The sequence below is a fragment of the Modestobacter sp. KNN46-3 genome, from assembly GCF_011039295.1.
The window spans coordinates 1-18463 of sequence record NZ_JAAKGN010000093.1; the positions used below are offsets into that span (position 1 = coordinate 1).

The 18463-nt window shown below is 74.9% G+C and carries 22 protein-coding genes and 1 pseudogene; 16 read left to right on the top strand and 7 right to left on the bottom strand.

The genetic code is table 11. The features are described from left to right. Nucleotides 1-235: pseudogene (locus G5C62_RS17580) on the bottom strand (DUF3684 domain-containing protein); the annotation flags it as partial. Between the two features lie 183 nt (nucleotides 236-418). On the opposite strand from G5C62_RS17580, the gene G5C62_RS17585 reads away from it, so the two are divergent. The 5 genes from G5C62_RS17585 to G5C62_RS17605 all read left to right on the top strand — a co-directional run bounded on the left by G5C62_RS17585 (nucleotide 419) and on the right by G5C62_RS17605 (nucleotide 3756). Then, nucleotides 419-1240, top strand: coding sequence for a hypothetical protein (locus G5C62_RS17585; protein WP_206330702.1), 822 nt, complete (start codon nucleotides 419-421; stop codon nucleotides 1238-1240). Between the two features lie 21 nt (nucleotides 1241-1261). Beyond that, nucleotides 1262-1951 carry a DUF2993 domain-containing protein gene (locus G5C62_RS17590; protein WP_164702043.1) on the top strand — a complete coding sequence of 230 codons (690 nt, stop codon included), beginning with the start codon at nucleotides 1262-1264 and terminating at the stop codon, nucleotides 1949-1951. A gap of 59 nt (nucleotides 1952-2010) precedes the next feature. Then, nucleotides 2011-2358 (top strand): thioredoxin family protein, encoded by a 348-nt coding sequence (locus tag G5C62_RS17595; RefSeq protein WP_164702044.1) that lies wholly within the window; start codon nucleotides 2011-2013, stop codon nucleotides 2356-2358. A gap of 270 nt (nucleotides 2359-2628) precedes the next feature. Then, nucleotides 2629-3456: a sulfurtransferase gene (locus G5C62_RS17600; protein ID WP_164702045.1), complete on the top strand. Its 828-nt coding sequence runs from the start codon at nucleotides 2629-2631 to the stop codon at nucleotides 3454-3456. Nucleotides 3457-3462: 6 nt separating this feature from the next. Continuing rightward, nucleotides 3463-3756, top strand: coding sequence for a DUF1416 domain-containing protein (locus G5C62_RS17605; protein WP_164702046.1), 294 nt, complete (start codon nucleotides 3463-3465; stop codon nucleotides 3754-3756). A gap of 58 nt (nucleotides 3757-3814) precedes the next feature. Here the strand turns inward: G5C62_RS17605 and G5C62_RS17610 are convergent, their stop codons facing one another. Further along, a complete protein-coding gene (locus G5C62_RS17610) occupies nucleotides 3815-4579 on the bottom strand; it encodes a DUF4184 family protein (protein WP_164702047.1) in 765 nt (254 codons plus the stop codon). 3 nt (nucleotides 4580-4582) lie between these two features. After that, nucleotides 4583-5260, bottom strand: a complete 678-nt coding sequence (locus tag G5C62_RS17615) for a TetR/AcrR family transcriptional regulator (protein ID WP_164702048.1) — start codon at nucleotides 5258-5260, stop codon at nucleotides 4583-4585. A gap of 125 nt (nucleotides 5261-5385) precedes the next feature. Here G5C62_RS17615 and G5C62_RS17620 point away from each other — a divergent pair, with 125 nt between their 5' ends. The 3 genes from G5C62_RS17620 to G5C62_RS17630 all read left to right on the top strand — a co-directional run bounded on the left by G5C62_RS17620 (nucleotide 5386) and on the right by G5C62_RS17630 (nucleotide 8751). After that, complete coding sequence (locus tag G5C62_RS17620; RefSeq protein ID WP_164702049.1) at nucleotides 5386-6315, top strand: NAD-dependent epimerase/dehydratase family protein; 930 nt, start codon at nucleotides 5386-5388, stop codon at nucleotides 6313-6315. A 157-nt stretch (nucleotides 6316-6472) separates the two neighbouring features. Continuing rightward, nucleotides 6473-7045, top strand: coding sequence for an FABP family protein (locus tag G5C62_RS17625; RefSeq protein WP_164702050.1), 573 nt, complete (start codon nucleotides 6473-6475; stop codon nucleotides 7043-7045). Nucleotides 7046-7050: 5 nt separating this feature from the next. After that, entirely contained in the window at nucleotides 7051-8751 is a 1701-nt protein-coding gene (locus G5C62_RS17630; protein WP_206330703.1) for a DUF885 domain-containing protein, read from the top strand. A gap of 128 nt (nucleotides 8752-8879) precedes the next feature. Here G5C62_RS17630 and G5C62_RS17635 read toward each other — a convergent pair whose 3' ends face one another. The 3 genes from G5C62_RS17635 to G5C62_RS17645 all read right to left on the bottom strand — a co-directional run bounded on the left by G5C62_RS17635 (nucleotide 8880) and on the right by G5C62_RS17645 (nucleotide 12256). Beyond that, complete coding sequence (locus G5C62_RS17635) at nucleotides 8880-9608, bottom strand: hypothetical protein (protein WP_164702051.1); 729 nt, start codon at nucleotides 9606-9608, stop codon at nucleotides 8880-8882. Between the two features lie 334 nt (nucleotides 9609-9942). Next, nucleotides 9943-11340, bottom strand: a complete 1398-nt coding sequence (gene nhaA, locus G5C62_RS17640) for a Na+/H+ antiporter NhaA (protein WP_164702052.1) — start codon at nucleotides 11338-11340, stop codon at nucleotides 9943-9945. Nucleotides 11341-11410: 70 nt separating this feature from the next. Then, nucleotides 11411-12256 (bottom strand): aminotransferase class IV, encoded by an 846-nt coding sequence (locus G5C62_RS17645; RefSeq protein ID WP_164702053.1) that lies wholly within the window; start codon nucleotides 12254-12256, stop codon nucleotides 11411-11413. A gap of 40 nt (nucleotides 12257-12296) precedes the next feature. Here G5C62_RS17645 and G5C62_RS17650 point away from each other — a divergent pair, with 40 nt between their 5' ends. From G5C62_RS17650 to G5C62_RS17685, 8 genes are all read left to right on the top strand, one after another. After that, nucleotides 12297-12746: a Fur family transcriptional regulator gene (locus tag G5C62_RS17650; protein ID WP_036336768.1), complete on the top strand. Its 450-nt coding sequence runs from the start codon at nucleotides 12297-12299 to the stop codon at nucleotides 12744-12746. Beyond that, nucleotides 12743-13855 carry a folate-binding protein YgfZ gene (locus G5C62_RS17655; protein WP_164702054.1) on the top strand — a complete coding sequence of 371 codons (1113 nt, stop codon included), beginning with the start codon at nucleotides 12743-12745 and terminating at the stop codon, nucleotides 13853-13855. Before G5C62_RS17650 ends, G5C62_RS17655 begins: the two co-directional genes overlap by 4 nt. Further along, nucleotides 13852-14718 (top strand): 3-keto-5-aminohexanoate cleavage protein, encoded by an 867-nt coding sequence (locus tag G5C62_RS17660; RefSeq protein ID WP_164702055.1) that lies wholly within the window; start codon nucleotides 13852-13854, stop codon nucleotides 14716-14718. The genes G5C62_RS17655 and G5C62_RS17660 overlap by 4 nt, the downstream gene beginning before the upstream one ends. After that, on the top strand, nucleotides 14715-15278 hold the full coding sequence (locus tag G5C62_RS17665) for a hypothetical protein (protein WP_036336763.1): 564 nt from the start codon (nucleotides 14715-14717) through the stop codon (nucleotides 15276-15278). The genes G5C62_RS17660 and G5C62_RS17665 overlap by 4 nt, the downstream gene beginning before the upstream one ends. After that, nucleotides 15278-16282: an asparaginase gene (locus G5C62_RS17670; protein WP_164702056.1), complete on the top strand. Its 1005-nt coding sequence runs from the start codon at nucleotides 15278-15280 to the stop codon at nucleotides 16280-16282. Before G5C62_RS17665 ends, G5C62_RS17670 begins: the two co-directional genes overlap by 1 nt. A gap of 43 nt (nucleotides 16283-16325) precedes the next feature. Next, complete coding sequence (locus G5C62_RS17675; protein ID WP_081975113.1) at nucleotides 16326-16826, top strand: helix-turn-helix domain-containing protein; 501 nt, start codon at nucleotides 16326-16328, stop codon at nucleotides 16824-16826. Continuing rightward, a complete protein-coding gene (locus tag G5C62_RS17680) occupies nucleotides 16823-17725 on the top strand; it encodes a hypothetical protein (RefSeq protein ID WP_164702057.1) in 903 nt (300 codons plus the stop codon). Before G5C62_RS17675 ends, G5C62_RS17680 begins: the two co-directional genes overlap by 4 nt. A 137-nt stretch (nucleotides 17726-17862) precedes the next feature. Further along, nucleotides 17863-18150: a DUF2516 family protein gene (locus tag G5C62_RS17685; RefSeq protein ID WP_036333102.1), complete on the top strand. Its 288-nt coding sequence runs from the start codon at nucleotides 17863-17865 to the stop codon at nucleotides 18148-18150. Nucleotides 18151-18177: 27 nt separating this feature from the next. On the opposite strand, the gene G5C62_RS17690 is transcribed toward G5C62_RS17685, so the two are convergent. After that, nucleotides 18178-18381, bottom strand: a complete 204-nt coding sequence (locus G5C62_RS17690; RefSeq protein WP_036333104.1) for a PspC domain-containing protein — start codon at nucleotides 18379-18381, stop codon at nucleotides 18178-18180. Nucleotides 18382-18463: the final 82 nt, after the last annotated feature.

The window sequence follows — 18463 nt, forward strand, 5'->3', positions numbered from 1 at the left end:
CGGCCAGCACCGCGACCAGCGAGGCGGCGACACCCGTCGAGGCCAGCAGCGAGCACAGGGTCCGGGCGGAGACGAGGTCGTGCCGGGCGTCGACCAGGACGACGTCCCCGGCGTCACCGTCGAGCAGGCTGGACAGCTCGGGGGGCACGATGCGCACCTGGTGGGCCAACAGCCCCAGCGCAGGGAGGACCTCCGTGGTGGCCTGACGGGCCGAGGTCATGAGCACGAGTCGCATGTCGTCTCCTCACTGGGCGGACCCAGGCCGTCGACCGCGCTGTCGAGGTGAGGCTGCAGGATAGCGGACGTGCGTCGCCGTCCCGGTGAGGTCGTGACCCACCGCACGGTCCGGTCGCGCGCCGGCGACACGACGGTGCGCGGCGCGCTCGGCGGTCCGGGCACCCTCTGCGAGGATCGCGGGGTGACGCAGGCCGCTCCGGACACGCAGCTGTCCCCGCGCGCCCACCACCTCCCGGCCGCCGGCCTGGTCGTCGTGGTGACCGCGGTGGCCGTCGGGTTGCCCGCTGCGCTCGGTGACACGGGGCGGGTCGCCTCGGTGGCGCTGCTCCAGGCGGGCCTGGTCGCCGGCTGGGTGGTCGCCACCGGCATCCGTGGCTTCGCGGGCTCCCTCGCCCTGGGTGGCGCCACGGCCATCGCGGCCGACGTGGCGATCCTCCTCCCGGCCCGCCCGCAGCTGGACTGGCTGCTGGCGGTGCTCGGCCTGGGGTTCCTGGCCGCCGTCGTCCACCAGATGACCCGCCCGGCACCCCGCCGGTACCTCGTCGCGTCCCTGGCCGGCGTCGTCCTGCTGCTGTGCTCGGTCTGTGCGCTGGCGGTGCTGCTGGGGGTCGCCCGGCTCGAGGGCGGGTCGCGGGCGCTGGAGACGGCGGTGCTGGTGGTCGGTGCCGCACTGCTGGTCGGTCACCTGGTCGACGTCGTGCTGCCCCGCCCGGAGATCACCCCGGACGTGCCCCGGGGCCTGCTCGGCGTCGTCCTCGCCGTGCTGGCCGCCACGGGGGTGGCCCTGCTGGACCGCGAGGGCGACGCGCTGGTCGACGTCCTGTCGGCGGCCATCTACGGCGCGGCACTGGGTGGGGCGGCCGCGCTGACGGCGCTGGCCGCCTCCTACGTCGTGGCCGAGCGCGACGAGTGGACCTGGGCGCTGCCGGTGGTGCAGGCGGTGCTCCCGCTGGCCGCCGTCGCGCCGGTGGCCTACGCCCTCGCCTCGTACGGCGCCGGCTGAGCGGCAGGGGAGACTCGACACGTGAAGGCACTGCTGATCGTCCTGCTGCTCGCCCTCGGCCTGCTGTTCCTGGTCGACCGGGTCGGCGTCTCCGTCGCCGAGGGGCAGGTCGCCCAGCAGGTGGCCGAGCGCGGTGGGCTGGCCGGTGCGCCGGAGGTCGACATCACCGGGTTCCCGTTCCTCACCCAGGCGGTGGCCGGTCGTTACGACGAGGTGCGGATCAGCCTGACCGCCGAGCAGCTCGGCGAGCCGGCCGGTACCCGCGCCGACGTGCAGCTGTACGGGGTGCAGGTGCCGTTGTCCGACGTGATCTCCGGTTCGGTCCAGGCGATCCCGGTCGAGCAGGTCGACGGGACGGCGACGCTCTCCTACGAGCTGCTCGCCCAGGAGCTCGGCGGCGACACCCGGCTGGCCCCGGAGGGCGACCGGCTGCGGATCGACCGCACGGTCGACCTGGCCGGGATCGAGGTCCCGGTCATCGCCCGGGGCACCGTCACCCTCGACGGGCGTGACCTGGTGGTCGACGTCGAGGACGCGTCGGCAGCGGGCGTCGACGTCCCCGGCTTCGTGCTGGACCGGGCCGTCGACGTGCTCGACTTCCGGTACCCGGTGCCGGAGCTGCCCTTCGGGCTGGAGCTGACCAGCGTCGACCCCGGGGAGGACGGGGTCCTGGTGGTGGTCGCGGCGACCGACACGGTGCTGCAGGGCTGATCGGCGCTGCCCGGCGGATCCCCCGGAATGTGCCCGGCGGGGCGCCCGTTGTCCCTCAGGTGACCACGACGACCAGCACCGCCGACGCCGCGGCCGCCCTCGCCCGGCTGGGCGTGCGTCCGGCGGAGGCGGAGCTGACCGTCGTCCAGTTCTCCACGGCCTTCTGCGGGCCGTGCCGGGCCACCCGTGCCCGGCTGCAGCGCCTGGAGGCGACGCACCCGGGGTTGTCGTACGTGCACGTGGACGCCGAGAGCCACCTGGACGAGGTCCGGGCGCTCGACGTGCGGGTCACGCCGACGCTGATCTGGCTGGACGACGCCGGGACGGTGGTGGCCCGCAACGCCGGCGCGCCGGGGCCGGCTGAGCTGGCCGCTCTGGTGGCCGCTCATGTGAGGTCGGGGCGATGATCCGCTACCCTCGCGCCGTGGGCCCCCTGCTGACCTCGCGCCGCACAGTCGACCTGTGCCGCGTCGGCAGCACCCGCTGTCCGGCCTGCTGAGGCCGCACCCCCGCGCCGGAGACTCCGTCCCGCGCCGCTCTCCGTACGCCCTGGTCCCGCCGGACGTGCGCTCCGGTGGACACCGGCTCCGCGGTCCCGCACGGGATCGGCACCCGTTCCAGATCTGCACCGCACGACGTCCGCACCATCCGCCCCACCTGATGGAGGAACCACACCCATGAGCCGTAGCGACGTGCTCGTCACCGCCGACTGGGCCCAGGAGCACCTGGGCGACCCCGGCCTCGTCTTCGTCGAGGTCGACGAGGACACCAGCGCCTACGACGGCGGCCACCTCGAAGGCGCTGTCAAGCTGGACTGGAAGACCGACCTGCAGGACCCGCTGCGCCGTGACTTCGTCGGCCGCGAGGCGTTCGAGGCACTGCTCTCCTCGCGCGGCATCGGCAACGACGACACCGTGGTGCTGTACGGCGGCAACAACAACTGGTTCGCCGCCTACGCCTACTGGTACTTCAAGCTCTACGGGCACCGCGACGTGAAGCTGATCGACGGTGGCCGCAAGAAGTGGGAGCTCGACGGCCGTCCGCTGTCCAAGGACGCCGTGGAGCGCCCGGCCACCACCTACCGCGCCAGCGAGCCCGACCTGTCGATCCGCGCCTTCCGGGACGAGGTCGTGGCCTCCATCGGCAGCAAGAACATCATCGACGTGCGCTCGCCCGACGAGTTCTCCGGCAAGATCCTCGCCCCGGCGCACCTGCCGCAGGAGCAGGCGCAGAAGGCCGGCCACGTGCCCACGGCGATGAACATTCCGTGGAGCAAGGCGGCCAACGAGGACGGCACGTTCAAGAGCGACGAGGACCTGGCCAAGCTCTACGCCGAGCAGGGCTACGACGAGACCAAGCCGACCATCGCGTACTGCCGCATCGGTGAGCGCTCGAGCCACACCTGGTTCGTGCTGCGCGAGCTGCTCGGCAAGTCCGACGTCAAGAACTACGACGGCTCCTGGGTCGAGTACGGCTCGCTGGTCGGCGTCCCGATCGAGAAGTGAGCTGACATGTGCGGAGCCCCGAAGCAGGGCGGCAGCCTGGCCGGTGTCGACCTGAGCACCCAGACCGTCATCCAGGGATCGGTGTGGCACGACGGCACCCCGGTGGCCGGCGCGTACGTGCGGCTGCTGGACTCCACCGACGAGTTCACCGCCGAGGTGGTGACCAGCCCGGAGGGTGAGTTCCGGTTCTTCGCCGCGCCGGGGAACTGGACGCTGCGCACCCTGGCGCCGGTCGGCCGCGCCGAGCGCGCGATCGAGGCCGAGGTCGGGCTGAACGAGACGACGCTCGCCATCGCGTAAGGACCTCCTTCCTCCCCACCCTTCGCAAGCTCAGGGCGGGCCCCTGGAAGCAGGCCGATCAGCGCCCGCTCCGGCTCCGGCCGGGGCGGGCGCTGTCGTCTGCGAGCCGGCGCACCCACCACACGGCGGCCAGCATCAGTGCGGTCCCGGCGGCCACACCGCCGCCGCGGAAGGCGGCCTCGACCGCGGCAGCGCGCGGGTCGGCCGCGCCGGGGACGGCGGTCAGCCCGCCGACGACACCGGCTCCCGCCACCACCAGCCAGGGCGCCCACCAGGCCGGCCGGGGCGGCGCCGGGACGGCGGACGTGCGCCGCCACCACCACACCAGCCAGGCCAGCAGGACCAGGAGCCCGAGCAGCCCGCTGCCCTCCTGGGCCCACCGGTGCCCGGGCAGGCCCGCCCACGGCTCGCGCAGCAGCGCGACGTGCTCGGTGCCCCAGCGGCCGGGGTGGGTGAACTCGTCCCAGAGCACGTGCGTCGCGGCCCCGACGAGGGGCGCCGCCATCGCCAGCGCCGCCTGTCCCGGCGTGCGCAGTCGCCGGCGCAGGCCCAGCCGCACACCGTCCAGCCGGCCCCGGAGGCCTGCCGGGGTCGCGTCCAGCGCCGGCGCCGCCAGCACGCTGTGCCAGAGCACCCACAGCAGCGCACCGAGCAGCAGGTCCACGGTCACCACGGCGAGCGCGGTGTGGGTGCGGAAGCCGGGGTGCACGGGCAGGTAGTAGGGCAGGTCGGGGGCGAGGCTCCCGGCCACCAGTGCCGAGGCGGGCAGTGGGGTGCGCAGGAACGGCAGGACGGCGGCGGGGTGGCTGCCGGTGAACGGCACCGGTCAGAAGCCGAGCAGGCCGGAGAGGTCCTGCATGGCGTGGTCGAAGAAGGCGTCGGCGTCGACGACCGAGCCGACGAAGTGGCCGAACAGCTCGAAGCTCACCGCACCGAACAGCGAGCTCCAGGCGAGCAGCGCCCGAGCGCGTACGCCGTCGTCCAGGCTCGGGTGGTCCCCGCCCAGCACCTCCGCCGTCTCCGGGCTCACCAGGGTCGGCGTCCGGCCCGGCGCGTCCGGCAGCAGGCCGGCCCGGGCGGCGTCCCCGAGGACCCGGCCGAGCACCACCCCGACGCGTGCAGCCGCCGGCACCGTGTCCAGCGGGGCGGCGTAGCCGGGCACCGGTGAGCCGTAGAGCAGCGCGTACTCGTGCGGGTGGGCGAGTGCCCAGCGGCGCACCGCGCGGCACACGGCGAGCCACCGCTGGGCCGGCGGGGCGGTCGGGTCGTCGGCCTCCTCGGCCGCAGCACCCAGCGCGTCGTAGCCGTCGATGATCAGCCGGGTCAGCAGCTCGTCGCGGCTGGGGAAGTACCGGTACATGGCCGAGGAGGCCATGCCCAGCTCCCGTGCCACGGCGCGCAGGGACAGGCCGGTGGCCCCGACGGTGGCCAGCTGGGTGCGGGCCAGGTCGGTGATCTCGGCGGTGAGGTCGGCGCGGGCGCGCTCCCGGGCGGTGGGCGGCACCCGGGCAGCATGCCATCCGAGACTGGTGCTCGCAATCGAGAGCACCGCTCTTGACGGACGCAGTCGGGAGGAGGAAGGTCACCGCCATCCGAGAGCGGTGCTCTCGCAGACCTGAGGAGATCGAAATGGCGCGACACGTGGTGGTCGGCAAGGGGCCGGTCGGCTCGACGACGGCGCGGCTGCTGGCCGAGCAGGGGCACGAGGTGCTCGTGCTCTCCCGCAGCGGTGGGGCCAGCACCGACCAGGTCGGACACCGTGCGGTGGACGCCGCCGACGTCGAGGCGTTGACCGGCGTCATCGGCCGGGCCGACGTCCTCTACAACGCGGTCAACCCGCCGGACTACACCCGCTGGTCGCAGGACTGGCCTCCGATCGCCGCCGCTCTGCTCGGCGCCGCCGAGCGCACCGGTGCCCTGCTGGTGACCATGGGCAACCTGTACGGCTACGGCCGCCCGGCCGGCCCGATGACCGCGGGCTCCCCGCTGGTCGCCACCGACGTGAAGGGGCGGCTGCGGGCGCAGATGTGGCGCGACGCGCTGGCCGCGCACCAGGCCGGCCGGGTCCGGGTGACCGAGGCTCGGGCGTCGGACTTCGTCGGCCCGGGGGTGCCACCGGCCCAGTCGCACCTGATGCGCCAGCTGGCGACCCTGCGTCGGGGCAGGCGGGCCTGGGTGATCGGCGACCCGGACGCGGTGCACAGCTGGACCTACGTGCCCGACGTCGCCGCCACCCTGGTCGCCCTCGGCACCGACGAGCGCTCCGCCGGGCGGGCCTGGCACGTGCCCACGGCCCCGCCCCGCAGTCAGCGCCAGGCGCTGACCGACCTGGCCGCCGCGCTGGGCGCACCGCCGGCCCGGGTGAGCGGCCTGCCGTGGCCGGTGCTCCGGGCGGTCGGGCTCGCCGCGCCGGTGATGCGGGAGGTCGTCGACATCCGGCACCAGTGGGACGCCCCGTTCGTCCTCGACGCGACCGAGACGACCGAGACGTTCGGCCTGCGGCCCACACCCTGGGACGACGTCGTCCGGGCGACCGCCGCGACGGGTGTGCCGGTCTGACCCGGGGCACCGCGGTCCCGGAGGGGTGGCGCGGATACCGTGGCGGCATGGGTCTGTTCTCCGCCTGGGTGCTCATCACCCTCGTCGCGCTGGTCGCGCTGGGCTTCGCCGCCTCGGCGTGGCGGGTCGCCCGCGCCGAGCGTCCGGGGCGCGCACGATGAGCGCCCCCGTCCCGCCCGGCCTGCCGACCGGGCCGGTCGCCGGTCCGACCGAGCTGCCGGTCCCGGACACCGTCGACGTCCGCGAGGGGCCCGAGGTGGCCCACGAGCTGCTGTCGGTGCTGCCGCTGCTGGGCGAGTGGCACGGGGAGGGGCAGGCCGCCGGCACCGAGGGCGACCACCGCTTCGGGCAGTGGGTCCGCTTCGCCCACGACGGGCGTGGCTTCCTCAGCTACGAGTCGCGCACCTGGCGGCTGACCGCCGACGGCCAGGTCGCCGGCCCGGACCAGCGGGAGTCCGGCTTCTGGCGGCCCCGCGGCGAGGAAGAGGTCGAGCTGCTGGTCAGCTCCCCGGCCGGCCTGGTCGAGATCTACGTCGGCACGGCCCGGACGACGACCAGCTGGGAGCTGGACAGCGACGTCCTGGCCCGTACCCCCGACCACCCCGACACCAGCCGGGCCAAGCGGCTCTACGGCATCGTCGACGGCGCCCTGCTCTACGCCGTCGACCGGGCGGCGGGCGACCAGCCGCTGCGCCCCACCATGTCCGCCCGCCTGGAGAGGATCCGCTGAAACCCGTGACGCAGCCCGCCACCACCCCCCGTCAGGTCGCCGACCGCTACGTCGACGCGGTCTGCGACCTGGACCCCATCGTCGCCACCCAGCTGGGCACCCGCCCCGGTGACGACCGGCTGCCGGACACCAGCCCGGCCGGGCTGGCCGCCGAGGCCGAGCTGATCCGGGCCACGCTCGCCGAGCTGGACCGCGTGCTGGCCGCGGACCCGTCCCTGGACGACGACCCGGTGGAGCGCCGCTGCGCGCGGCTGCTGCGGGAGCGGCTCACGGCTGCGCTGGACCTGCACGAGGCCGGCGAGGACCTGCGGGCGGTGTCCAACCTCTTCTCCCCGGTGCACTCCATCCGGCAGGTCTTCTCGATGATGCCGACCCGGACCCCGGAGGACTGGGCGGTGCTGGCCCGCCGGCTCGCCCGGGTGCCGGCCGCCTACCGGGGCTACCGCGAGTCGCTGAGCGCCGGGGCCGCGCAGGGCCTGTTCGCCGCCCCCCGCCAGGTGCACACCGTCGTCGGGCAGCTCGACGAGTGGCTGGCCGGTCCCTACTTCGCCGGGCTGGTCGCCGCCGGCCCCGACGAGGTGCGCGCCGAGCTGGACGCCGCAGCTGCTGCGGCCGACGCCGCGGTCGCCGCCGTCCGCGACTTCCTCCGGGACACCTACGCCCCGCAGGCCGAGGGCACCCCGGACGCGGTCGGCCGTGAGCGGTACGCCCGCTTCGCCCGCTCGTGGAACGGCTCGGACCTCGGCACGGGCAGAGGCCTGGAGGAGGCCTACGCCTGGGGCTGGGCCGAGCACCAGCGGATCCTGACCGAGCAGCGCGCCGAGGCGGACAAGGTGCTCCCCGGGGCCACGCCCATGGAGGCGATGCGCTGGCTCACCGAGCACGGCGAGGCCGTCGAGGGCGTGGAGCCGGTCCGGCAGCGGTTGCAGGCGATGATGGACACCGCGATCGAGGCCCTCGACGGGGTGCACTTCGACATCGCCGGCCCGGTGCGCCAGGTGGAGGCGATGATCGCCCCGCCCGGCAGCGCCGCGGCGCCGTACTACACCCGGCCGACCCAGGACTTCTCCCGTCCCGGCCGCACCTGGCTGCCGACGCTGGGCCGGGAGCGCTTCCCGCTGTGGGACCTGGTCTCGACCTGGTACCACGAGGGCGTCCCCGGGCATCACCTGCAGCTCGCGCAGTGGGCGTACGTCTCCGGCGACCTGTCGTCCTATCAGACCTCGCTGGGGTCGGTCGGGGCCAACGTCGAGGGCTGGGCGCTCTACGCCGAGCGGCTGATGGACGAGCTGGGCTTCCTGACCGACCCCGGGGCCCGGCTGGGCTACCTGGACGCGCAGCAGATGCGCGCCGTCCGGGTGGTGGTCGACATCGGCATGCACCTGGAGCTGCCGATCCCCGACGACGCCGAGGGCGCCGTCGCCGCGCACCGGGGCGAGCCGTGGACGCCGGAGCTGGCGCGCGCCTTCTTCGGGGAGAACTGCGGCCGGGACGCCGACTTCCTGGACAGCGAGCTGGTCCGCTACCTTGGCATGCCCGGGCAGGCGATCAGCTACAAGCTGGGGGAGCGGGCCTGGCTGGCCGGCCGGGAGGCGGCCCAGCAGGCGCGGGGCGCCGACTTCGACCTGAAGGCCTGGCACATGGCCGCGCTCTCCCAGGGCAGCCTCGGCCTCGACGACCTGGCCGCCGAACTCGCCCAGCTCTGACGCCTCGTCACCACCAAAATGGCCATTTTGGTGGTGCCTGAAGCCAGAGGGGCCAGGATCGCGACTTTGGCCCCCGCGGCGCACCGACCACCAAAATGGCCATCTTGGTGGTCGGAGACCTGGGGCCGTCAGCTGTCGGGGGTGTCGGGTGGGGTGGGGTTGACCTGGTCGGCGTCCCAGGTGGTGCGCTGGCCGGGCGCCGCGGGGACGACCTCCAGGCCGTCGACGGCGAACAGCTCGGCGATGCAGGCGGCGCTGCCCCCGACGTAGGTGCTGACCAGGTCGATGTCGGTCACCACGCACCAGGCGCGGTCGGCCGGCCACCACAGGTTGGCGCTCTGCTCGAACGGCTCGGCGGCCATGTTCTGCGCGGCCAGCTCGATCGGCCCGTTGATCAGCCAGTACTCGCGGTCGGGCAGGCTCAGCGTCGGGTGGTCGGCGATGACGGCGCCGCCCTGGGCGACGGCGAACCAGCAGACGTCGGGGGTCGTCGTCCAGCGGGACAGCACCGCGACCAGGCGTTCGGCGACCGGGGCGGGGAGGTGGCCGCGGGCAGGGGCGCCGTGCCACAGCGGCGACTGGTCGTCGTTCTCGAAGTACTCCATCGCGCCGGTGACCGAGCCCCACTGCATCAGCGGGTGCACGGTGGTGCCGTTGGCGGCTGCGACGGAGGCCCAGGGGACCTCGACGTCGTCGTCCCCCACGTACCGCACGGCGGGGTGGAAGACCCGGGCCACGGCCTCGAAGGAGGAGGGGACCAGCGCGGCCACGGTCGCCGGCGTGGCGGAGGAGGCGGACTCGGCGAGCCAGATGCCGGCCGAGGTGTCCAGGGCGACGGAGCGACCGGTGAACTGCACGCCCGACTCCTCCCCCAGACAACGGACAACCCCCGGGCTGCTCCGCGGCGCTGTACCCACCGTGGTGGGGAGCGGCTCACGGGCCGACTGGACAACGTCGGCAGCCCGGGGGTCGGGTGACTGTCCGGTTCTCGCCTGCCGCCATCGACGGACGGGCGGGAGTGCCGTCGCTCAGGCTGTGGGTCTTCCACAGGCTCTGAACGGGCGGCCCATCTGGACGGCGGCTAGCGGACAGCCACCTCACGTGTCCTGTAAGTCATCAACTTCGGGACCACCTCCTCTCTCGTGTGCCACGACGGTACGACGCGGACGAGAGCTCGGCAACGACCTTTTCTCAGGTGTCGGACGACGGGCCGGCCGTCCGCCCGGGCGGGGGCGTGCCCTCCCAGTCCGGGTCGTGGGTCGCCTTGTCGTCGACGGTGCGGATCTGCCGGCCGTCCTCGGTCTGGTAGACGTCGGGCACGCCGTCGGCGTTGACGTCCGCCGTCTCCTCCAAGGCGATCCGGCGGTAACGGCGGTCGCGGGTCTTCAGCAGGATCGCGGCCAGCGCGGCCGCCGTCAGGGTGCCGACCAGGACACCGACCTTCACGTGCTCGTCGCGCAGCGAGCCCTCGCCGTAGGCGAGTGCGCCGATGAGCAGGGAGACGGTGAACCCGATCCCGGCGAGCATGGACAGGCCGACGACGTCGGGCCAGCCCAGCGACTCGTCCAGCTCGGCGCGGGTGAAGCGGGACACCAGCCAGGTGGCGCCGGTGATGCCGATCGTCTTGCCGGCCACCAGGCCGACGACGATGCCGATGGCGACCGGGTCCGACAGCGACTCGGCCAGACCGGAGAAGCCGCCGATGGTGACGCCGGCGGCGAAGAAGGCGAACACCGGGACGGCGAACCCGGCGGAGATCGGGCGGATCCGGTGCTCGAGGTGCTCGGCCAGGCCGGGGCCCGCGTCCGGGCCGCCGGCGGCCTGACTGCGGACGACCGGCACGGTGAAGGCGAGCAGCACCCCGGCGACGGTGGCGTGCACCCCGGACTCGTGCATCAGCACCCAGGTGATGACCGCGAGCGGGATGAGCAGCCACCAGGAGCGGATCCGCTTCTGCACCAGGAACCCGAAGACGGCGAGCGGGACCAGCGACAGCAGCAGCGGCGTGACCGCCAGCTCGGAGGTGTAGAAGATCGCGATGACCGTGATGGCGAGCAGGTCGTCGACCACGGCCAGCGTCAGCAGGAAGGTGCGCAGCGCGGTGGGCAGGTGGGTGCTGATCACCGCGAGGACGGCGAGGGCGAAGGCGATGTCGGTGGCCGTGGGGATGGCCCAGCCGCGCAGCGCGCCGTCGCCGGTGCCCAGGTTCACCAGCACGAACAGGACGGCGGGGACCACCATGCCGCCGACGGCCGCGGCGACCGGCAGGGCCGCCCGCCGAGGGTCACGGAGGTCGCCGGCGACGAACTCCCGCTTGAGCTCGAGCCCGACCACGAAGAAGAAGATGGCGAGCAGCCCGTCGGCCGCCCAGGTGCCGAGGGTGAGGTCCAGGTGCAGCGACTCGGGGCCCACCCGGGTGTCGCGCAGCGCCTCGTAGGACTCCGCCCAGGGCGAGTTCGCCCAGACCAGGGCGATCACGGTGCCCACCAGCAGGAGTGCCCCGCCGATGGTCTCCTTGCGGAGGATCGCGGCGATCCGCGTGGCCTCCGGGTAGGACCCCCGGCTGAACAAGCGGGTGGGTGTGGTCACGTGGCGGCTCCGTTGTGCAGGGTCGGGAAGAGAGTTGCCGACCAGACTTCCCGGCGCACCTCGGACGAGGTTACCGGGCCAGCAGCTCGCCCACCCGCCGGGACAACCCGGCGTCTCCTCGGGAGACCCCGTCCAGGCAGGTGACCGTGGCGGCGCCCCGGATGCCGGACAGCAGCCAGACCGCGTCGGCGCCCTGCAGGTCCGCCATCGAGCCGGCGGTGACGGCGGTCGGCCACCCGGCGGCCTCGGCCCGCTCGAAGAGCCGGGCCTGCGTGGTGCCGGCCAGGATCCCGGTCTCCACCGGCGGGGTGTGCAGCCGACCGCCGGCGGCCCAGACGACGGTCGAGGTCGGGCCCTCCAGCAGCCTGCCCTCCACGGAGGTGAGGACGACGTCGTCGGCGCCGACCGCGTGCGCGTGCCGCAGGGCGGCCATGTTGACCGCGTAGGAGAGCGTCTTGGCCCCGCCCAGCAACCACGGGGCGGTGGCGCGGACGTCGGCGGGCACCCCGAGCGAGAGGCCGACCACGGCGATGCCCTCCTCGCGCTGCCGCAGCGTCTCCTCCGGCACCGGGGCCAGCAGGGCCAGCAGCGTCGGCGGGGTGCCGTCCCCGAGGCCGCGGGTCAGCAGCACCCGGCAGGCCCCCTCGACGTCGGCCGGCCAGTCGGCGAGCCCGGCCGCCACCACGGCCCGGACGGCGTCGTCCCCCGGGTGGGTCAGCGCCATGATCGACGCCGAGCGGCGCAGCCGGTCCAGGTGGGCGTCCAGGTGCGGCGTCGTCCCGGCGACGACCAGCACCGACTCGAAGGCGCCGTCGCCCCGCCCGAGCCCCAGGTCGAACCCGGTCACCACCGGTTCGTCCGGGGCCACCACCGTCGCCGCGCCGTCCCGCCAGACCACGACCCGCGCGTTCGTCACGGCGTCCACCCTGCCGTACCGGCGAACTAGGCTCGGCACCGTGTCCGGACCGGAGAGCGCGCCGCCGTTGGCCGCCGAGCTGCGGGCCCGTGGTCTGCGGCTGACCAGCCAGCGACAGCGGGTGCTGGCGGCCGTCGCGGCGCTGGAGCACGGCACCCCGGAGGAGATCGGCGCCCGGCTGCGGGCCGAGGCCGGCCCGGACGGCGCCGCCCCGGACACCTCGACGGTCTACCGCACCCTGGAGCTGCTCGAACGGCTCGGCCTGGTCTGGCACACCCACCTGGGCAAGGGCGCACCGATCTACCACGCCGCCCAGCACCCGCACCTGCACGTCGTGTGCCAGTCGTGCGGCGAGATCCACTCGGTCGACCCGGAGCTGCTCGACAGTGCTGCGGAACGTCTGAGCGCTCAGCTGGGTTTCACCCTGGACGTGGGCCACGTGGCGCTGTCCGGCACCTGTCGAGCCTGCGCGGAGAAGGAGAACGCATGAGCTCCCCCCTGCTGCAGCGCCCCGGTGCCGTGGCCCTGGACGTCGAGGGTGGCGGCTCGGTCGCGGCCCACTACGGCGAGCCGCTGCCCGAGCAGCGCCGGCTGGCCGAGGGTGCCGGCCTGGTCGACCGCAGCGACCGGGACGTCGTCGCCGTCCCGGGGCCCGACCGGCTGAGCTGGCTGCACGACCTGACCTCCCAGCACCTGCGTGAGCTGCCCGACGCGACCGGCACCGAGGCGCTGTTCCTCGACCCGAACGGCCGGGTCGAGCACCACGCCGAGCTGACCGAGCTGGCCGGCACGGTCTGGGCCGACGTGGAGCCCGGCACCGGCGCGGCGCTGACCGCCTGGCTGCAGAAGATGCGGTTCATGCTGCGGGTCGAGCCCGAGCTGCGCACCGACGGCTGGGCACTGCTCAGCCTGGTCGGCCCGCAGGGCGACGCGGTGCTCGCCGCGGCCGGCTGGCCGGTACCGGCCGGGGAGCACGCCGTGGTGCCGCTGCCGGACGGCGGCTGGGCGCGTCGGATGCCGGCGCTCGGCGACGGGACGGCGGCGGTCGTCGACCTGCTGGTGCCGCGGGGCGACGTGGGCGCACGGGCCGATGCCCTGCTGGCCGCCGGTGCGGTGCTCGCCGGCCTGGACGCCTACGAGGCGCTGCGGGTCGAGGCCCGCCGTCCGCGCGCCGGCATCGACTCCGACCACCGCACCATCCCGAACGAGCTGGTCTGGCTGGACACCGCCGTCCACCTGGAGAAGGGCTGCTACCGCGGGCAGGAGACGGTCGCCCGGGTGCACAACCTCGGTCGCCCGCCGCGCCGTCAGGTGCTGCTGCACCTGGACGGGATGAGCGAGGTGCTCCCCGCGCCGGGCACCCCGGTCACCGCCGGCACCCGCGAGGTCGGCCGGGTGGGCAGCGTGGTCCGCCACCACGAGCTGGGCGTGATCGGTCTGGCCCTGGTCAAGCAGTCGGTCGCGCCCGACGCCGACCTGCGGGTCGGGGAGGCGGTCGCCGTGATCGACCTCGACGACGCCCCGGCGGCGCTGGACGACACCCGGGCGGCGGCCCGCGACCGCGTGCGCGCGGTCCGGTCTGCGACGATCGGCCGGTGAGCACTCCGGTCGGCGTCCAGGGCACCCTGCTGACCCTGGCACCGACCGGCGCTGAGTCGGCCAAGGTCGACGTCCCGGCGCTGCCGGTCACCGTCGACGAGGTGGTCGCCACCGCCCGCGACTGCCGGGCCCTCGGCGCCGCCGTGCTGCACCTGCACGTGCGCGGCACCGACACCCGGCCGACGCTGGACCTGCCCCGGGTCCGGGAGGTCGTCGCCGCCGTCCGGGAGAGCACCGACCTGGTCGTGCAGCTCTCGACCGGCGGCGCGGTCACCGACCCGGCCGAGGCGCGGCTGGCGGTGCTGGACGCCGAGCCGGACGCCGCCTCGCTCTCCCTGGGCACGGTCAACTTCGGCCGGGACGTCTTCTACAACCCCTGGGACCTCATCGTCGAGCTGCACACCCAGATGCAGCAGCGCGGGATCGTGCCCGAGTACGAGGTGTTCGACCTGGGCCAGCTGGCGACCCTCTCCCGGTTGCTCGACCGGCACGGGCCGCCCGCCGGTGGGCACGTGCACGTCGACCTGGTGATGGGGGTGCCCGGGGGGATGCCCGGGACGACGGCGGCGCTGGCCGCCTGCCTGCCGTTCCTCCCGCCCGGGGCCACCTTCGCCGCCACCGGCGTGGGCCGCACCTCGCTGCCGGTGATGCTGGCCGCGCTGTCGGCCGGCGGCCACCTGCGGGTCGGCATGGAGGACACCCTGACCTACGCCCCCGGCGAACCGGTGCGCGACAACGCCCAGCTGGTCGCACGGGCGGCCGGGCTCGCCCGGATCGCCCAGCGCCCGCCGCTCACCCCGACCGAGGCCCGGCAGCTGCTGGGCATCACGCGCGTCCCCACCACTGCGGAGGTCTCCCGATGACTGTCCCCTCTCCCGCCGGCGGCGCCGGCGTCGACGAGCTGCTCGACCCGTCCTTCCTGGACGGGGTCGAGGAGCTGCCGATGACCGAGGTCCGCGCGCTGCGGCACCGCGCCGAGCAGGAGGAGGTCAACCTCTCCTACACCCGGCGGCTGCTGCAGGGCCGGCTGGACATCGTCCGTCGCGAGCTGCAGCGCCGGGCCGAGCACGACGGCCGTTCGCTGGTCGACCTGCTGCCGGAGATCCTGTCGGAGAAGGGCCGCGGCCCCGCGCACGGGCTCGGCCGGCACCAGACCGTCCAGCCGACGTCCCCGGAGCAGTTCGAGACCTGGGTGAACGGGCTGGCGCCGGGGGTCGACCTCTCCGACGTCCCGTCCCTGCCCGACGACCAGCTGGAGCAGGCCGCCCGGGCGCTGGGCGAGGGGGAGCGGACGCTGTCCGAGCGACGCCGCGGCGTGCAGCAGGTGATGGACACCGTCGCCGGTGAGCTCGCCCGCCGCTACCGCGAGGGCCTGGCCGACGTGGCGCAGCTGCTGGCCGACGAGTCCCGGCACCGCGCCTGATGCCGGCGGACCGACTGACCCGCTGGGCCGACGAGCCCGTCCTGGTCGAGGTGTGGCGCGCCGGCCTCGGGGTCGACGTGCTCGAGTCGGTGCACCGGGGGGCGCTGGTCGTGCTCGGTGCCGACGGCGCACCGCTGCTGGAGGTCGGCGACGTCACCCGGCCGGTGCTGCCGCGCTCGTCGAACAAGCCGGTGCAGGCCACCACGTACCTGCAGGCGGGCTGGCAGCCCCGGGACGACCGGGAACTGGCCATCGCGGCCGCCTCGCACAGCGGTGAGGACGAGCACCGCGCGCTGGCCGGCGAGCTGCTCGCCGCCGCCGGGCTGCGCCCGGACGACCTGGGCTGTCCGCCGGCGCTGCCGCAGCACGAGCGCACCCGGGCCGAGTGGCTGGTGGCCGGCCGGGCGCCGGAGCGGCTGGCGATGAACTGCTCGGGCAAGCACGCGGCGATGCTGGCCGCCTGTGCCGCGGCCGGCTGGCCGACCGCCGGGTACCTGGACCGCGAGCACCCGCTCCAGCAGGCGATCGAGGCCCGGCTGGGCGAGGCCGCGGGTGAGCCGGTGGCGGCGGTCGTGGTCGACGGGTGCGGTGCGCCGCAGCACGCGATCTCGCTGACCGGGCTGGCCCGCGGCGTCCTCTCGCTGGTGCAGGCAGAGCCCGGGACGCCGGGGCGTCGGGTCGCCGACGCGATGCGCGCGCACCCCTGGCTGGTGGCCGGTACCGGCCGGGAGGACACCGAGCTGATGCAGGCGGTGGACGGTCTGCTCGTGAAGGGCGGAGCCGACGGGGTGCACGTCGCGGCGCTGCCGGGGGTCGGGGCGGTCGCGTTGAAGCTGGACGACGGCGGGGACCGCGGTCGGGCGCCGGCGCTGGCTGCGGGGCTGCAGCGGCTGGGGCTGCCGGCCGAGACGCTGGCCCGGTGGCTGGTCACGCCGGTCTCCGGCGGCGAGCGCGTGGTGGGCGAGGTCCGGGCGGCTGCGGTCCTCGACGGGTCGAGCCGCTAGCAGCCTGCTTGCAGCAGCTAGCACATTGGGCTACCGTGGGGTTGTGCAGCGACCCACGGAGTTCGTCCGGGAGCAGGTGACCGCGGTCCGCGAGAGCGTGGCGACCGCGGCCGCGGAGGCTTCGACGGTGAACACCACCGTCAGCTCCTCGGTGGGTGAGTTCATCCGCACCCAGCGCAACGCCGCCCAGGTGTCGCTGCGCGAGCTGTCCCGCCGGGCCGGTGTCAGCAACCCCTACCTGTCCCAGGTCGAGCGCGGGCTGCGCAAGCCCTCCGCCGAGATCCTGGCGCAGATCGCCCGCGGCCTGAAGATCTCCGCGGAGACGCTCTACGAGCAGGCCGGGATCCTCGACCGGCGGTCCGGCACGGCCGGCACCGTGGCCGCCCTGCGCGCCGACGAGGCGCTCTCCGAGCGGCACAAGGCCGTGCTCCTGGAGCTGTACGAGACCTACACCCGGGAGCACGCCGCGCAGCTGGCCCGCGAGCAGGCGGCCGCTCCCACCACCACCGCACCCACCCCCACTCCCCAGGAGGAGACGGCATGAGCCGCACCGACACCCTGAAGCACCACGGCGAGACCTTCGTCCGCACCGGCCTGCTGGCCGCACTCGGCGCCGGCGACGTCGCGGTCGACCGTGCCCGCACCGTCGTGGGCACCTTCCGCACCCGCGCCGAGGCGCTGCCCGGCGAGGCCCAGGTGCAGGCCGACCTGGCCGGCAAGGAGGCGCGCAGCCGCATCGAGGCCGCCCGCGCCCGCGCCGCCCAGGCCGCGGCCGAGGCCCGGGTCCGCGCCGAGCAGGCCCGCGGGGTCGCCGCCACCGTCCGCCCGGAGACCGTGCTCGGCACCGTCACCGGCCTCGTGGAGAGCGCCCGCACCCAGGCGCTCGGCGCGATCGAGGAGCTGGCCGGTCGCGGCGAGAAGGTCGTCGACGACCTCCGCACCCAGCCGGCGTTCCGCAAGGTCGTGGCCCGTACCGAGCGGGCCGTCGACGCTGTCGAGGACGCCGTCGAGGACGTGCTCGAGGAGACCGGCGAGACCGTCGGCAAGGCCTCCGACGAGGTCACCTCGGTCGCGCAGAAGGCCAAGTCGCGCACCGACAAGGCCGTCAACGCTGTCGAGGACACCGTCGAGGACGTGCTCGAGGAGACCGGCGAGACGATCGGCAAGGCCTCCGACGAGGTCACCTCGGTCGCGCAGAAGGCCAAGTCGCGCACCGACAAGGCCGTCGACGCCGCGCAGCAGGAGACCCAGGAGGTCGCCGAGTCGGCCAAGCGCAGCGCCCGGGACACCACCGCCCCGGCGAAGAAGGCCCCGGCCAAGAAGGCGGCCGCCAAGCGCACCACCAAGGCCACCCCGGCGACCGTCGCCCCGGTGATGTCCGAGGGCACCACGCTGCCCGACCCGCTGGCCGTCCCGGCGAAGAGCACCGACGCCACCAGCTGACACAGAGCTGAGCACCGCGCCCCGGCGCCCGCACTGCGGGTGCCGGGGCGCAGTGCTGTTACCCCGGGGGGTCAGGGCCGGCGGTGTGGCGAGGGTCGAGGCGCCGCCGCGACGCCCGGCGCGCCTATCCTGCTGACATGGCTGGCATCGACGGGCTCATCAACCTCGTCGTCTTCTACGCGACCCTCGCCCTCGCGGTGTGGGCCTTCATCGACGCGATCATCCGACCGGCCGCCGCGTTCGTCGCGGCCGGGAAGCTGACCAAGCCCGGCTGGATGGCGATCACCGGCATCGCGACGCTGGTCCTGCTCTGGCAGGGGCCGCTCAGCTTCCTGGGCCTGCCGGCCGTGATCGCCGCCGTCGTCTACCTGGTCGACGTCCGCCCCACCGTGCGCGGCCTGCCTCGGGGCAACTCCAGCTGGTGAGCCCGCCGCCCCCTGAGGGGGTGGCGGTCAGCGCCCGTCGTCGCGCGGCATGACGACCCACAGCACGAGGTAGGCGACGAACTGCGGGCCCGGGAGCACGCAGGAGACGACGAACGCCACCCGCAGGCCGGTGCGGGAGAGGCCGTAGCGGCGGGCCAGGCCGGCGCATACCCCGGCGATGACCTTGTGCCGTGAGTCGCGGGTGAGCCGTCGGGACGCGGGAGCGGTCATGGCCCGACCCTAGGCCGAGGCCCGGGCCGGTGCACCCCCCCTGCTCAGTCGAAGATGCCGGCCGGCGGCGGGGGCGAGGGCT